Genomic DNA, 12676 nt, shown 5'->3' with positions numbered 1-12676 from the left:
GGGGGTGGTCGGCCCTTGAGGGGTGGGGTGGTTTCGGGGCGCGGGGGACTGCGGGCCGGTGGGGGCCGTTCGCGCCCACGCGGCGGTAGCCGCAAATCGATACAGCCCCGCGCCCCTACGGCGCGCTGCCCCTGACGGCGTCGATCAGCCCAGGTCGATCTCGGGGTAGAGGGGGAACCCGGCGACCAGGTCCGTAGCCCGCTGCGCGATCTCCGTCGACACCTTCTCGTCCAGGACGTGGGAGGCCTTGCTCGGCGCGCCCGACTTCGTCGTGCCCGGCTCCGTCGCCGTCAGGACCCGGTCGATCAGGGCCGCGACCTCGTCCATCTCGGCCGTGCCCAGGCCGCGCGTGGTCAGGGCCGGGGTGCCGATGCGGATGCCGGAGGTGTACCAGGCGCCGTTGGGGTCGGCCGGGATCGCGTTGCGGTTGGTGACGATGCCGGAGTCGAGGAGGGCGGACTCGGCCTGTCGGCCGGTGAGGCCGTAGGACGACTCGACGTCGATCAGGTTGAGGTGGTTGTCCGTGCCGCCGGTGACGAGGGTGGCGCCCCGGCGCATCAGGCCGTCGGCCAGCGCGCGGGAGTTGTCGACGATCCGCTGGGCGTAGTCCTGGAAGGAGGGCTGCCGGGCCTCGGCCAGGGCGACGGCCTTGGCGGCCATGACGTGCGGGAGCGGGCCGCCGAGGACCATCGGGCAGCCGCGGTCCACCTGGTCCTTCAGCGAGTCGTCGCACAGGACCATGCCGCCGCGCGGGCCGCGCAGCGACTTGTGGGTGGTGGTGGTGACGATCTGGGCGTGCGGGACCGGGTCGAAGTCGCCGGTCAGAACCTTGCCCGCGACCAGGCCCGCGAAGTGCGCCATGTCGACCATCAGGGTCGCGCCGACCTCGTCGGCGATCTCCCGCATGATCCGGAAGTTCACCAGACGGGGGTACGCGGAGTAGCCGGCCACGAGGATCAGCGGCTTGAAGTCGCGGGCCTGGGCGCGCAGCGCGTCGTAGTCGATCAGGCCGGTCGCCGGGTCGGTGCCGTAGGAGCGCTGGTCGAACATCTTGCCGGAGATGTTCGGGCGGAAGCCGTGGGTGAGGTGGCCGCCCGCGTCCAGGGACATGCCGAGCATCCGCTGGTTGCCGAAGGCCTGCCGCAGCTCGGCCCAGTCGGCCTCGGAGAGGTCGTTGACCTGGCGGGCGCCGGCCTTGGCCAGGTAGGGGACCTCGACGCGGTCGGCGAGGACGGCCCAGAAGGCGACCAGGTTGGCGTCGATGCCGGAGTGCGGCTGGACGTAGGCGTGGCGGGCGCCGAACAGCTCGCGGGCGTGCTCGGCGGCGAGCGCCTCGACCGTGTCGACGTTGCGGCAGCCGGCGTAGAAGCGGCGGCCGACGGTGCCCTCGGCGTACTTGTCGCTGAACCAGTTGCCCATCGCGAGCAGGGTGGCCGGCGAGGCGTAGTTCTCGGAGGCGATCAGCTTGAGCATCTCGCGCTGGTCGTGGACCTCCTGGCCGATGGCGTCGGCGACGCGCGGCTCGACCGCACGGATCACGTCGAGGGCCGCGCGGTACGCGGTGGACTCGGTGGAGAGGGGCTCGGTGGAACGGGGCTCGGACATTCGGGACCTCCGGACATGGCGTTCGGCGTTCACGGTTCGGCCCAGGCGCACGGCACTCGATCGGACACGGGCCGCTCCCCGATGGTCGGTCCCATCCCAGCGCGCCAGTCACGGCCCGCTGGTCAGACTACCGGGCACGCCGGAGCCGAGGGCCGTGGCGTCCACCAGTCGGGCGGAGCAGCGCGCCTGCCCGGCCGGCCGCCAGGGCCGCTCGACCCACCGGCGGGCACCGTGGCACCCGCCGCAGCGGATCCAGAACCCGGACGGTTGAGGGCGCCGGACGGTTGAGGGCGCCGGACGGTTCAGGGCACCGGCACTCGCCCGCGACGAGGGCCGGGGCCCCGCTCGGCGACGCGGCCCCGGCCGGGTCAGGGGGCGGACGGCAGGATCACGTGGGGCAGGAAGCGGGCGTAGTCGTCCGTCACCAGACCCTGCGACTCCCTGATGCCGAGTCCCGCCGCCTCCTCACCCACCACCCACGCGCCGAGCACCACATGGTTGCCGTCGAACGACGGCAGGGGGGCCAGCTCCTGGTAGCAGCACGGCTCTTCGCGTACGACGGTCCCCGCACCCGGCGGGTGGACGAGCACGCCCGCGCCCTCCCGCCCCAGCAGCGGCTTGCTGACGTAGCCCGTCGTCCCGGCCAGTTCCCTCGGGCCGTCCACGTACGCCGGCAGCAGGTTCGGGTGCCCCGGGTACAGCTCCCAGAGGATCGCCAGCAGCGCCTTGTTGCTCAGCAGCATCTTCCAGGCCGGCTCTATCCACATGGTGGTGCCCGTGCCGCCGCCGTTGTCCAGGGTGTCGAGGACGTGGGCGGCGAAGGCGTCGGTCGTGAGCCATTCCCACGGGTAGAGCTTGAAGCAGCTGCGGATGAACCGGAGCCGGTTGTCGACGAAGCGGCCGGAGAGGGTGTCCCAGCCGATCTCCTCCATGGAGATCCAGTCGGTGTCCAGGCCCGCCTGCTCGGCGGTCTCCTTCAGGTAGGCGACCGTCATCAGGTCCTCGCCGAGTTCGTCGGCACTGGAGTGCGCGAAGTGCAGGGGGATGCCGGGCGGGAGCAGACGCGCCTGCCGCCGCCAGGCGGCGACGAGGCGTTCGTGGAGGCTGTTCCACTGGTCGGCGCCCGGGAAGCGGTCCTCCATCCAGAACCACTGGGCCGAGGCCGCCTCCACCAGGGAGGTGGGGGTGTCGGCGTTGTACTCCAGGAGTTTCGCCGGGCCCGTGCCGTCGTAGCGGAGGTCGAATCGGCCGTAGAGGGAGGGGAGTTCGGCGCGGCGGTGCCAGGCCTCGGTGACGGCGGCGCGGATGCGGGGGTCGGTGATGCCCAGCTCGGCGAAACGATCCTGCGCAACGATGTGGCCGGCCGCCGCCAGGCACATGGCGTGCAGTTCCTCGACCACCTCCTCCAGCGCCTCCACCTCGTCGAGGGTGAAGACGTAGTAGGCGGTCTCGTCCCAGTACGGGCGCAGGGTGCCGTCCGGATGGCGGGTGAGGGGGTAGATCAGGCCCTGTTCCTCGACGGTCCGCTGCCAGTCGGGGCGGGGTTCCGTGGTGCGGCGACGCATCGTGCGGTCAGCCGCCGGAGCTGCCGTGGCCGCTGCCGAAGCCGCCGCGGTGGACGCTGTGGCCGCCACTCGACGAACCGCCGGAGCCCTTGGCCGGCTTGGTGAACGAGCCGCCGCTGACCCAGCCGCTCTTCTTCTTGCCGCCGTAGTAGTAGGCGCCGTTGACAGCGGCCTTGGTGGAGGTGCAGTTCTTGTCGGAGACGACCTGGTAGCCCTTGGCGGCGGTGTAGCTGTTGCGGTCGACACAGCGCTTGTCGGGGTCGGAGGAGCAGGCGGTGAGGGCGGCGGCCAGGAGGCCCATACCGCCGAGGATCACCGTGCCCGAGCGGAGTTGCCGGCGCGCGTCAGCCATGTTCGTGTTCCCCCGTGTGGTGTGCGGTGGGCCGACGGCAGCTGAGTGATCGTCGGCCGGGTGTCCGGCGACAGCTTAGACGAGCGGGTCCGGTCAGCCTGGACGGACGGATCCAGCCCGACTTGTCATGTCCAGGTAAGAAAATCATGTGAAGCCGCCGGAGGTCCTGCCGCCGCGCCGCGCACCACGGGTACCGTCCAGCTGTTCGTAGGTGAACGATCAACTTCGAACTCTACGCGCGAAGACACCACCCCGCAGCACCCGCACCGCCATCCCCCTCGCACCCCCCACCGACGGAGGAATGACAGATGCCCGGCTTCGCCGCCTCGCGCCACAAACTCACCACGGCCCTGACCGTGCTCGGCCTGCTCACCGCGGGAGCCGCGCTCCAGGTCGGCACCGCGGCCGCCCCCGCCCACGCGGCCACCACCTACCGCGTCCTGTTCGACGACGGCCACGCCGAAGAGGCCGGCAACGCGGACTGGATCATCTCCACCAGCAAGCCCGACCCGCTCTCCCAGGACTCCTCGCCGTCCTCCGACAAGGACTGGACCGGCGCGCTGTCGTCGTGGGGCGTCGCCCTGCAGAAGACCGGCGACTACAGCCTGAAGACCGCGACCAGCGCCCTCACGTACGGCGGTTCGTCGACGACCGACCTGTCGAAGTTCGACGCGCTGGTGCTGCCCGAGCCCAACACCAAGTTCACCACCGCCGAGAAGACGGCGATCATGAACTTCGTGAAGGCCGGCGGGGGTCTGTTCATGATCTCCGACCACACCGGGGCCGACCGCAACAGCGACGGCTACGACGCGGTCGAGATCCTCAACGACCTGATGACGAACAACAGCGTCGACTCGACCGACCCGTTCGGCTTCTCGATCGACACGCTGGACGTCAGCTCCGGCTACCCGAAGGCCGTCAGCGACAGCAGCGACCCGGTGCTGCACGGCGGCTTCGGCACCGTCACCAAGAGCCTGATCGCCGACGGGACCACGGCGACCCTCAAACCCTCCGACAACTCCGCCGTCAAGGGGCTGGTGTACCGAAGCGGTTACTCGGGCAACACCGGCGCCTTCTTCCTGACGTCCGCCTTCGGCAGTGGCCGGGTCGCGTTCTGGGGCGACAGCTCCCCGATCGACGACGGCACCGGACAGTCCGGCAACACGCTGTACGACGGCTGGAACGACAGCGGCGCCACCAACGCCGCCCTCGCCCTCAACGCCACCGCCTGGCTGGCCGGCGCCAACTGACCCACAAGGGGAGGGAGCGGGTCCGGGGTGCGCCCCGGACCCGCTTCTTTGCTTTCCTCACGATCACCGTCCGCTCCCCTCCCCGGAGCCCCTACAGTCCCTTTGTGCTCTTTGGAATGGTGTGCGCCCTCGCGGCCGCGATCTGCTTCGGTACGGCGACCGTCCTGCAGGCGGTGGCCGCGCGGGCGGCCGGTGACGGTACGGGCGGGGAGGCCGCGCTGCTGTTGCGGGCCGTGCGGCAGTGGCGGTACCTCGCCGGGCTGGGGCTGGACGGACTGGGGTTCGTGTTCCAGATCCTGGCGCTGCGCTCGCTCCCCATCTACGCGGTGAGCGCGGCGCTGGCGTCGAGCCTCGCGGTGACCGCGGTGGTCGCGGCCCGGCTGCTGCGGGTGCGGCTGAGCGGGCTGGAGTGGGGCGCGGTGGGGGTGGTGTGCGCGGGGCTCGCGATGCTGGGGCTGGCGTCGGGGCCTGAGGGCGACCGGGCCGGGTCCGACGCGCTGAAGTACGCGATGCTCGCGACCGCGGTGGGCGTGCTGCTGCTCGGGCTCGTCGGCGGGCGGCTGTCGGGTCGCTGGCGGGCCCTGCTGCTGGGCCTCGGGGCGGGGTTCGGGTTCGGGGTGGTGGAGGTGTCGGTGCGGCTCATCGACACCCTGTGGCCGGGCGGGCTGCTCACCAACCCGGCGACCTACGCGCTGCTCGTCGGCGGCGGCGGCGCCTTCCTGCTGCTGACCTCGGCGCTCCAGCGCGGCTCGGTGACCACGGCGACGGCCGGGATGGTGATCGGCGAGACGATCGGCCCGGCGGCCGTCGGCGTGGTGTGGCTCGGGGACCGGACCCGGGAGGGGCTCGCCTGGCTCGGGGTGCTCGGCTTCACGGTGGCCGTGGCGGGGGCGCTGGCGCTGGCCCGGTTCGGGGAGGCGCCCGAGGCACCGGACACGGGCCCCGGAGCGCCCGAGCCCGTCGGCCCGGCGCGTCCGTGATCCCGTCCCGCTGAGCCGGGAGCGCGCCACGCCTTCCGGCATCCGCGCCGCCCACCGGGACCGGCCCGGCCGAACCGGACGGGCACGAGGTGTGGCTGGTCGACGGCTCTTGGCAATCGAATGCGGGGCCGGCGTCCCGGAACTCGTCCCCGGAAATCGTTCCTGCAACTCGTTCCTGCAACTCGTTCCTGGATTCATTCGACGCCGGTCACGGCCGGGTCCGACAGCACCGTGCACAGGATGTCCAGCGCCCCCGACCAGGCGTGGTCGGCGGGGGTGCCGTAGCCGAGGACGAGGGCGTCCAGGGGTGCGGTGACCGCGTCGGGGTGGCGGTGGCGCGGGGTGAGGCCGTCGAGGGCGAGGCCCTGTGCGGCGGCGGCGCAGATCACCCGGCGCTCGGTGCCGGGCGGAAGTCGCAGCAGCATGTGCAGGCCGGCCGCGATGCCCGTGACCTGGATCTCCGGGGCGCGCTCGGCGAGGGCCGCGACCAGGGCGTCCCGGCGGCGCCGGTAACGGGAGCGGGACGCGCGGACGTGCCGGTCGTAGGCGCCGGAGGTGATGAACTCGGCGAGCGTCAACTGGTCCAGCGCCCCGCAGGTGTCCACGCCGCCCTTGACCTCCGTCACCTCCCGGGCCACCCCCGGCGGCAGCACCATCCAGGCCAGCCGCAGTCCGGGCGCCAGGGACTTGCTGGCCGTGCCCAGGTAGACGACCTCGTCGGGGGCGAGGCTCTGGAGGGCGCCGACGGGACGGCGGTCGTAGCGGAACTCGCCGTCGTAGTCGTCCTCCAGGACCAGACCGCCGGTGCGCCGCGCCCAGTCGACGACGGCCGCCCGGCGGTCGTGGTGCAGCGGTACGCCCATCGGGAACTGGTGGGCGGGGGTCAGTAGCACCGCGGCCAAGCCCTGGGGCAATTCCCTTGTGTCCGTGCCGAGTTGGTCGAAAGGCAGTGGGTGGGTGCGGAGTCCGGCCGTTGTCAGCAGCCGCCAGTGCTCGTCGAGGCCGTAGGACTCCACGGCGATCGTGTCCGCCCCGCGGGCCCGCAGCAGCCGGCCGAGCAGGCTCAGGCCGTGCGCGAACCCGGCGCAGATCACGATGCGGCCGGGGTCGGCGCGTACCCCCCGGGCACGGGCGAGGTAGGCGGCGAGCGCGGTGCGCAGTTCGACGCGGCCGCGCGGATCGCCGTAGCCGAAGGCCTCGTTGGGGGCGGTGGCGAGGGCGCGGCGGGCCGCTCTGAGCCATTCGGCGCGCGGGAAGGCGGAGACGTCGGGGTGGCCGGCGCGCAGGTCGTAGGCGGGGTGGTGGGCGGTCGTGCCGGTGGCGGACGGCGCTCCGTGCCGCCCCGGCGGCGACGCCGTCGGCTCCCTGGTCGCGACCCGGGTGCCGGAGCCCTGGCGGGCGGTGAGCCAGCCCTCGGCGACCAGGTCGGCGTAGGCGTCGGCGACGGTGTTGCGGGCGATGCCCAGGTCGGCGGCGAGGGAACGGGACGAGGGCAGCCGGGTGCCGGGGACCAGCCGGCCACTGCGGACCGCTTCACGCAGGGCGTCGGTCAGGCCCCGGCGCAGGCCCGGACCGGCCGGTTCCAGATGGAGGTCGACGCCCAGAGTGGCCCATGCTTTCCCCATGGAAATGGACCATACTCCTGGGCTGCCTGGCTCCTAGGGTCGAGATATGACCACAGAACACCCGACCGAGTACGCACCCGAACACTCCCCCCGTCTGCCCTGGTCGGAGCTGGTGCCCGACGTCTACCGGGCTATGGTCCGGCTGGACACCGCCGCCCGGAAGGGCCTCGAGCCGAAGCTCTTGGAGCTCGTGAAGATCCGGGCCTCGCAGCTCAACCGCTGTGCGCTCTGCGTGGACATGCACAGCAAGGACGCGCTGGCGCAGGGCGAGAGCGTCGAGCGGATCATCCAGCTCAGCGCCTGGGAGGAGTCCGAGCACTTCTACACCGAGAAGGAGCTGGCGGCGCTGGGCCTGACGGAGGCGGTGACCGTCCTCACCGAAGGGTTCGTGCCGGACGACGTGTACGAGCGGGCCGCCAAGCACTTCGAGGAGGTTGAGCTGGCGCAGCTGATCGCCGCGATCACGGTGATCAACGCGTGGAACCGGTTCGGAGTGACCTGCCGTCTGGTGCCGGGGCACTACACGCCGGGGCAGCATGCGTGAGCAAGGCCTGCGTCTTGCGCGCCGGGGCTCCGGCAGCGGGCCGAGGCGGCGGTCCGGGAGATCGCCGCCTGGCTCCGTCGGACGGGGCGGCCGGGATCACCTCACGTGGCTGACCGCCGCCGGGCGGAAGCGCCGGTACAGCACCACTCCGGCCGTCAGCGAGGCCAGGCTCGCGGCGGCCGGCGCCCAGGGGTTGCCTGTTCCGGTGTGCGCGAGCGTGCCGGTCGTCCGCTGCCGGACGACGGTGGCGGGCGGCTTCGGCGCCGGGTGCGCCTTGGCCGGGTGTGACGGCTGGTGGCGGACGGGAGGCGTGGACGGGCCGGGCTCGTCGGGATGGTCGACCGGGGTGTTGACGCCCTCGTTGCCGAAGACGGGATTGCCGATGCCCACCGCGTTCACGCTGTTGCCGATGACGTTCAGGGGAACATCGACCGGAAGCTGGATGCTGTTGCCGGAGAGGACACCCGGCGAGTCGTGGGCGCTGCCGACGGCCGTGGCCCCTTCCTTCCCCTTCCCCTTGCCCTTGTCCTTGTCCTTGCCACCCTCGTTGGCGCAGCGGTTGCCCATCGCGGGGTTGAGCAGCCCGACCACGTCGACGGTGTTCCCGCACACGTTCACCGGGATGTTCACCGGCAACTGGATGTCGTTGCCGGAGACCAGCCCGGGCGAGCCGGACGCGGACCCTTCCGCGGCGGAGTCGGCCCATGCCGGGCCCGCGACCGCCATCGCACCAGACGCGACAGCGAAGGCGATCACACTGTTTCGGGTAGCCCGTTTCATGGGTTCCCTGCCCTTCCAGACACGTCGCGGGCTCTCACCCGCGAGCGGCGAAATCCAAGCAGAACGAAAGAAGTAGTAGCTTTTCGAGCATTTGGGCGGTATCCCGGCGATGCGGTCGCGCCGGGCTGGCGTGCAGGCCCGCCCGGCCGTCGACGGGACGAGGCGTGCCGCGGTCGTCCGGGCCGGGCGAGCAGCCGCGGGGGGTCAGAGCGCCTGGTTGTTGCAGCCCATGTCCGAACCGAGGTGGCTCTGCTGTGCACCCGGGTTGCCCTCGCCGTTCAGCAGGTTGCCCGCCAGACCGGTGACCGCGCCGACGCTGCCGATCACCTCGATGTTCATGTCGTGCGAACGGCACTCGGTGGCCTGTGTGATGTCGAGGTCGCGGCCCAGGTCGTCGTGGGCGAAGGCGGTGCTGGCACCGAGGGAGCCGACACTGCCGAGCATGGCGCCCACGAGGACTGCCTTCTGGAACGTGCGCATGGGTTCTCCATTGGTCGAGCGGATGGAATCTGCAAGAGATCGAGCGGGACGTGCGGATGTTCGCCGGCGCGGCCGGCCGTCAGCCGAGCCGGGGAAGCCCCAACTGGCCGACGGGAGGTGCAGCGACCTGTCCGAGGCCGAACGGGGAGAGCTGCGGCACGCCCGGTGACCCGAGCTGCGGGCTGAGGAGCGGGTTCACCTGCGGATTGATCTGGGGGTTCACCTGCGGGGTGACGATCGCCGGGCCCTGCGAGCCGGTGGTCTGGGGCACCTGGGGTACGGCCAGCTGAGGGGCGACCTGCGGCACGACCTGCGGCATGACCTGGGGCGTGACCTGGGGCACCACCTGGGCCGGCTGCTGAGGGGCGGCCTGGACCGGTTGCGGCGGGGCGGCCTGCTGCGGGTACTGCGGCGCGGCCTGCTGCTGGTACGGAGGGGGGGCCTGCTGCTGGTACTGCGGGGCGGCCTGCTGCGGGTACGGCGTCGTGGCGGCCTGCGCGACTCCCTGCGAGGTGGCCGTGCTGGAGGCGTAACCGGCCGGCTGTGGCGCGGGCGCAGGCGCGGCCTGCTGCACCGGCTGAGGCGCGGCCTGCTGGACCGGCTGAGGCGCGGCCTGCTGGACCGGCTGAGGCGCGGCCTGCTGGACCGGCTGAGGCGCGGCCTGCTGGACCGGCTGAGGCGCGGGCGCCGGGGCCGCCTGGGGAGCGAACTGCTCGGGAGCCGGAGCCGGAGCCGGCGCGGGACTGCCTTGTCCGATGGGAGCGGCATGACTGACACCGCCGCCGAGTGCGGACAGACCGCTGGCCGCCACCACAAAGAGCGCGGCCTTGTGAAGCTTGCGCATGAAACCCTCGGCCCTTCGATACCTGAATAGGGAAGTCCATTGCATTCAGCGCGGTCACACGTGCACTCGATGTGATACTCGTACCGCACCACCGGCAGCGGCAGTTCCGATAAGCACGCGGACTTCGCCTTCGGAGCCGACAGCGATTGCCTCACCTCTTCAGGTCCACGGCCGCTGCCTTCTCCTCGTCGGAACGAGGATTGTCTGCCTGCGGTCACGGCATCCAAAAGCCCGTCACCCATTTGCCACCCAACGGGGCGGACTTCACCGCCCGCACACCCTGCGGCAAATGGGTGACCACGGACCGGCGACCGTTTCTGGGTCTGCTCGCGTCTCGTTCCCCACGGGGCAAGAACGATGGTGCACCGCAGCCGCACAGGGCAGCAGGAACGGCGACAACTGCGCTGCCTCATCAGCATTTCATCAGATTCCGTGCACAGGTCAATGAAGGGCCGAGAATTCCATGCGCAAGCTTCGTAGGGTCGCGCTCGTCGTCGCAGCAGCCGGGGGTCTCACCGCCGTCGGCGCCGCCCCAAGCTCCGCCGCCACTCCCGCCGCCTACAACGGGGCTGTGCCGCCTCCCGTTTCACAGCCGGACGCCCAGGCCGCCTCGCTCTCCTCCGCTCAGGCGACCGCGCAGTCCTACGGCTCGCCGACCCAGCAGCAGGCGCCCCCGCAGCGTGGCACCGAGGTCGCCCCGCAGATCAACCCGCAGCTGAACCCGCAGATCAACCCGCAGCTTTCGCCGCCGGCCCCGCAGCCGGCGCAGGGACAGGCCGCCCCGGTGAGCCAGACCAACATGTTCCGCCCGTCCCAGGAGTGCAGCCCGCAGTCCCTGCTCGACGCGAACGTCCCGGTCGCCCTGCTCGCCGCCTCCCAGACCCGCGGCGTCGACTGCTCCCAGGCCAACAGCCAGTCGAACTCGCTCGCCAACGCGCGCCAGGGGTGACCGCCAAACGTCGGTGCCCGAAAGGGAGTTGTCGAGAATCGCGACCGGCGGGTCCGTACCGACGCGATACGGCTTTCGGGTGCTTTCGCTTTGTGATCGCGAATTCGGCGCGTCGTTGCCATCTTTGGCGTATTTCGTACTAATCTCCCGTAACTGTAATAAGTCGATCTCCCACAGATCGCACCCACTCACTCCCCGGAGATGACATGCGCAAGCTTCGCAACGTTGCCGTCCTGATCGCCGCAATCGGCAGCATCGGACTCGTCGGCGGCACGGCCCACGCCGACCAGGGCGGTAAGGGCGGCGAGCACGGTGACAAGTTCAAGATCACACAGAGCTCCAACTGCAAGTCGCACGACCTGAACCTGGACGTCCTCGGCGAGGTCGGCCTGCTCGACGGCGTCCTGGGCAACGCGCTGAACGGCGAGGGCAACCCGGGCGCCCAGGCCACCGACATCGGCTCCACCATGGGCTGCAACAACAGCGCATTCTGAAAATCTGATCGGCGCGAAGACGTCGGTTGACCAATGGTCCCGGTGCCGGGCTTCCCGCCTGCGCCGGGACCATTTGTATGCGCCGAAAGACCTCCAAGTCGCCGAAAATTGCTCACTTTCGGCGCGCCGCTGGAATATCTCGGTTATTTCGTATCAACCTTCAGGTCAACGGATGCCGATCTTTCACGGATCGCCTCTACCTCACCTCACCGGAGATGAAATGCACAAGGTACGCATGGCTGCCGTCCTCTTCGCCGCATTCGGGAGCATCGGGCTCCTGGGCGCCGGCGCCGCCCACGCCGACCAGGGCGGCGGCAAGCGAGGCGACAGCTTCGACATCCGGCAGAGCAGCACCTGTACGTCGCACGACAGCAACGTCGACATCCTCGGCGAGGTCGGCATCGGCAACGGCCTGGGCGGCAACCTGCTGAACGGCGAAGGCAACGCCGGTGCGCAGCAGAGCCACCTCGGCTCGGACATGGGCTGCAACAACAGTTTCGGCAAGTAAGGCGGAACGACAAAGCCCGGTGCCCCGGCCGTCGGCCGGGGCACCGGGCTTTGTCCATGGCGCTCAGAAACGCGTCAATGGCCCTCAGAACGCGATGTGCGGCTTCTCGAAGCCCTTGGGCAGCTCCGCCTTGTTGGAGCAGTCCACAACGGGCCCGGCGTCCGTGGAGCCGCTGCCCAGCAGTCCGTCCTCCGGATACACCGCGCTCGGCCGGTCGGTCGTCTCGCAGTTCTGCGTCTGCCTGATGATGTGCGTGCCGTCCTTGTCGGTGTGGACCTCGCTCTTGCGAATACAGACGGTGTCACCCTGTGCGTTGGTCTTGCAGTCGCTCGAGTGTCCGTCCGCGTACGCGTGTCCGGCGCCGACGCAGATCGCTGCGAGACTCCCGAGGAGCCCCGTGACGGTGGCAATCTTCTGCCGAGTGAACATGTGCTGCTTTCCTTTGCAAAAGAGGCCCGGTCGCGTGCCGTTACCGGCGTGCGTCCAGGCCCGAGAAGGTCGAAACAGAGCATCCTGCGCCCGGCCGCGGTACCGACCGCTACCGACGGCAGGATGGCGGCAGCCCGGGCGCGTGCCCCGAGGGAGCGGTGCGTCCGGGCTGCCTTCGCCGCGGGGTGTCACTCAGCAAGCCTGCTGAGCGGACCCCGGAGTTCGTGCGATGTTCCTCGGGCTTCCGAAGAAGGCCGGTGCGCTCGTGATG

14 protein-coding genes and 1 riboswitch are annotated in these 12676 nt (G+C 71.0%); of the genes, 6 read left to right on the top strand and 8 right to left on the bottom strand.

Features of this window, described 5'->3' with window-relative positions; translation table 11 throughout:
- Positions 1 to 144: 144 nt before the first annotated feature.
- The 3 genes from ACZ5K7_RS14350 to ACZ5K7_RS14340 all read right to left on the bottom strand — a co-directional run bounded on the left by ACZ5K7_RS14350 (position 145) and on the right by ACZ5K7_RS14340 (position 3522).
- A complete protein-coding gene (locus ACZ5K7_RS14350) occupies positions 145 to 1605 on the bottom strand; it encodes a glycine hydroxymethyltransferase (protein ID WP_468913382.1) in 1461 nt (486 codons plus the stop codon).
- 32 nt (positions 1606 to 1637) lie between these two features.
- Positions 1638 to 1727, bottom strand: a riboswitch (ZMP/ZTP riboswitch).
- Between the two features lie 246 nt (positions 1728 to 1973).
- Positions 1974 to 3170 (bottom strand): glutathionylspermidine synthase family protein, encoded by a 1197-nt coding sequence (locus ACZ5K7_RS14345; RefSeq protein WP_468913381.1) that lies wholly within the window; start codon positions 3168 to 3170, stop codon positions 1974 to 1976.
- 7 nt (positions 3171 to 3177) lie between these two features.
- Positions 3178 to 3522, bottom strand: a complete 345-nt coding sequence (locus tag ACZ5K7_RS14340) for a hypothetical protein (RefSeq protein WP_351693320.1) — start codon at positions 3520 to 3522, stop codon at positions 3178 to 3180.
- Positions 3523 to 3830: 308 nt separating this feature from the next.
- Between ACZ5K7_RS14340 and ACZ5K7_RS14335 the strand changes: the two genes are divergently transcribed.
- Positions 3831 to 4772, top strand: coding sequence for a hydrolase (locus ACZ5K7_RS14335; RefSeq protein ID WP_468913380.1), 942 nt, complete (start codon positions 3831 to 3833; stop codon positions 4770 to 4772).
- A 116-nt stretch (positions 4773 to 4888) separates the two neighbouring features.
- A complete protein-coding gene (locus ACZ5K7_RS14330) occupies positions 4889 to 5752 on the top strand; it encodes a DMT family transporter (protein WP_468913896.1) in 864 nt (287 codons plus the stop codon).
- A 194-nt stretch (positions 5753 to 5946) separates the two neighbouring features.
- On the opposite strand, the gene pdxR is transcribed toward ACZ5K7_RS14330, so the two are convergent.
- Positions 5947 to 7377, bottom strand: coding sequence for a MocR-like pyridoxine biosynthesis transcription factor PdxR (pdxR, locus tag ACZ5K7_RS14325; protein ID WP_468913379.1), 1431 nt, complete (start codon positions 7375 to 7377; stop codon positions 5947 to 5949).
- Between the two features lie 46 nt (positions 7378 to 7423).
- Between pdxR and ACZ5K7_RS14320 the strand changes: the two genes are divergently transcribed.
- Entirely contained in the window at positions 7424 to 7921 is a 498-nt protein-coding gene (locus ACZ5K7_RS14320; RefSeq protein ID WP_468913378.1) for a carboxymuconolactone decarboxylase family protein, read from the top strand.
- Between the two features lie 96 nt (positions 7922 to 8017).
- On the opposite strand, the gene ACZ5K7_RS14315 is transcribed toward ACZ5K7_RS14320, so the two are convergent.
- The 3 genes from ACZ5K7_RS14315 to ACZ5K7_RS14305 form a co-directional block, all read right to left on the bottom strand.
- On the bottom strand, positions 8018 to 8677 hold the full coding sequence (locus ACZ5K7_RS14315) for a chaplin (RefSeq protein WP_468913376.1): 660 nt from the start codon (positions 8675 to 8677) through the stop codon (positions 8018 to 8020).
- Positions 8678 to 8905: 228 nt separating this feature from the next.
- Positions 8906 to 9181 carry a hypothetical protein gene (locus ACZ5K7_RS14310; RefSeq protein WP_351693332.1) on the bottom strand — a complete coding sequence of 92 codons (276 nt, stop codon included), beginning with the start codon at positions 9179 to 9181 and terminating at the stop codon, positions 8906 to 8908.
- Between the two features lie 79 nt (positions 9182 to 9260).
- Positions 9261 to 10025, bottom strand: a complete 765-nt coding sequence (locus ACZ5K7_RS14305) for a hypothetical protein (RefSeq protein WP_468913373.1) — start codon at positions 10023 to 10025, stop codon at positions 9261 to 9263.
- A gap of 463 nt (positions 10026 to 10488) precedes the next feature.
- Here ACZ5K7_RS14305 and ACZ5K7_RS14300 point away from each other — a divergent pair, with 463 nt between their 5' ends.
- From ACZ5K7_RS14300 to ACZ5K7_RS14290, 3 genes are all read left to right on the top strand, one after another.
- Positions 10489 to 10974 (top strand): hypothetical protein, encoded by a 486-nt coding sequence (locus tag ACZ5K7_RS14300; RefSeq protein WP_393839466.1) that lies wholly within the window; start codon positions 10489 to 10491, stop codon positions 10972 to 10974.
- 206 nt (positions 10975 to 11180) lie between these two features.
- A complete protein-coding gene (locus tag ACZ5K7_RS14295; RefSeq protein ID WP_351693341.1) occupies positions 11181 to 11468 on the top strand; it encodes a hypothetical protein in 288 nt (95 codons plus the stop codon).
- A gap of 220 nt (positions 11469 to 11688) precedes the next feature.
- Entirely contained in the window at positions 11689 to 11976 is a 288-nt protein-coding gene (locus ACZ5K7_RS14290) for a hypothetical protein (RefSeq protein WP_351693344.1), read from the top strand.
- A gap of 84 nt (positions 11977 to 12060) precedes the next feature.
- On the opposite strand, the gene ACZ5K7_RS14285 is transcribed toward ACZ5K7_RS14290, so the two are convergent.
- Positions 12061 to 12405 (bottom strand): hypothetical protein, encoded by a 345-nt coding sequence (locus tag ACZ5K7_RS14285; RefSeq protein ID WP_468913370.1) that lies wholly within the window; start codon positions 12403 to 12405, stop codon positions 12061 to 12063.
- Between the last annotated feature and the right edge of the window lie 271 nt (positions 12406 to 12676).

This window comes from Streptomyces sp. NPDC031497, from assembly GCF_055580905.1.
Note: the sequence above shows the minus strand (reverse complement) of the source record. Positions and strands in the feature narration are given on the sequence as shown.

What these genes read in the sequence shown, in the direction of transcription:
- ACZ5K7_RS14335 (WP_468913380.1), top strand. Translation starts at nt 3,831, where the DNA reads ATGCCCGGCTTCGCCGCCTCGCGCCACAAACTCACCACGGCCCTGACC.
- ACZ5K7_RS14350 (WP_468913382.1), bottom strand. Translation starts at nt 1,605, where the DNA reads ATGTCCGAGCCCCGTTCCACCGAGCCCCTCTCCACCGAGTCCACCGCG.
- ACZ5K7_RS14300 (WP_393839466.1), top strand. Translation starts at nt 10,489, where the DNA reads ATGCGCAAGCTTCGTAGGGTCGCGCTCGTCGTCGCAGCAGCCGGGGGT.
- ACZ5K7_RS14345 (WP_468913381.1), bottom strand. Translation starts at nt 3,170, where the DNA reads ATGCGTCGCCGCACCACGGAACCCCGCCCCGACTGGCAGCGGACCGTC.
- ACZ5K7_RS14320 (WP_468913378.1), top strand. Translation starts at nt 7,424, where the DNA reads ATGACCACAGAACACCCGACCGAGTACGCACCCGAACACTCCCCCCGT.
- pdxR (WP_468913379.1), bottom strand. Translation starts at nt 7,377, where the DNA reads ATGGGGAAAGCATGGGCCACTCTGGGCGTCGACCTCCATCTGGAACCG.
- ACZ5K7_RS14285 (WP_468913370.1), bottom strand. Translation starts at nt 12,405, where the DNA reads ATGTTCACTCGGCAGAAGATTGCCACCGTCACGGGGCTCCTCGGGAGT.
- ACZ5K7_RS14330 (WP_468913896.1), top strand. Translation starts at nt 4,889, where the DNA reads ATGGTGTGCGCCCTCGCGGCCGCGATCTGCTTCGGTACGGCGACCGTC.
- ACZ5K7_RS14295 (WP_351693341.1), top strand. Translation starts at nt 11,181, where the DNA reads ATGCGCAAGCTTCGCAACGTTGCCGTCCTGATCGCCGCAATCGGCAGC.
- ACZ5K7_RS14310 (WP_351693332.1), bottom strand. Translation starts at nt 9,181, where the DNA reads ATGCGCACGTTCCAGAAGGCAGTCCTCGTGGGCGCCATGCTCGGCAGT.
- ACZ5K7_RS14290 (WP_351693344.1), top strand. Translation starts at nt 11,689, where the DNA reads ATGCACAAGGTACGCATGGCTGCCGTCCTCTTCGCCGCATTCGGGAGC.
- ACZ5K7_RS14305 (WP_468913373.1), bottom strand. Translation starts at nt 10,025, where the DNA reads ATGCGCAAGCTTCACAAGGCCGCGCTCTTTGTGGTGGCGGCCAGCGGT.
- ACZ5K7_RS14340 (WP_351693320.1), bottom strand. Translation starts at nt 3,522, where the DNA reads ATGGCTGACGCGCGCCGGCAACTCCGCTCGGGCACGGTGATCCTCGGC.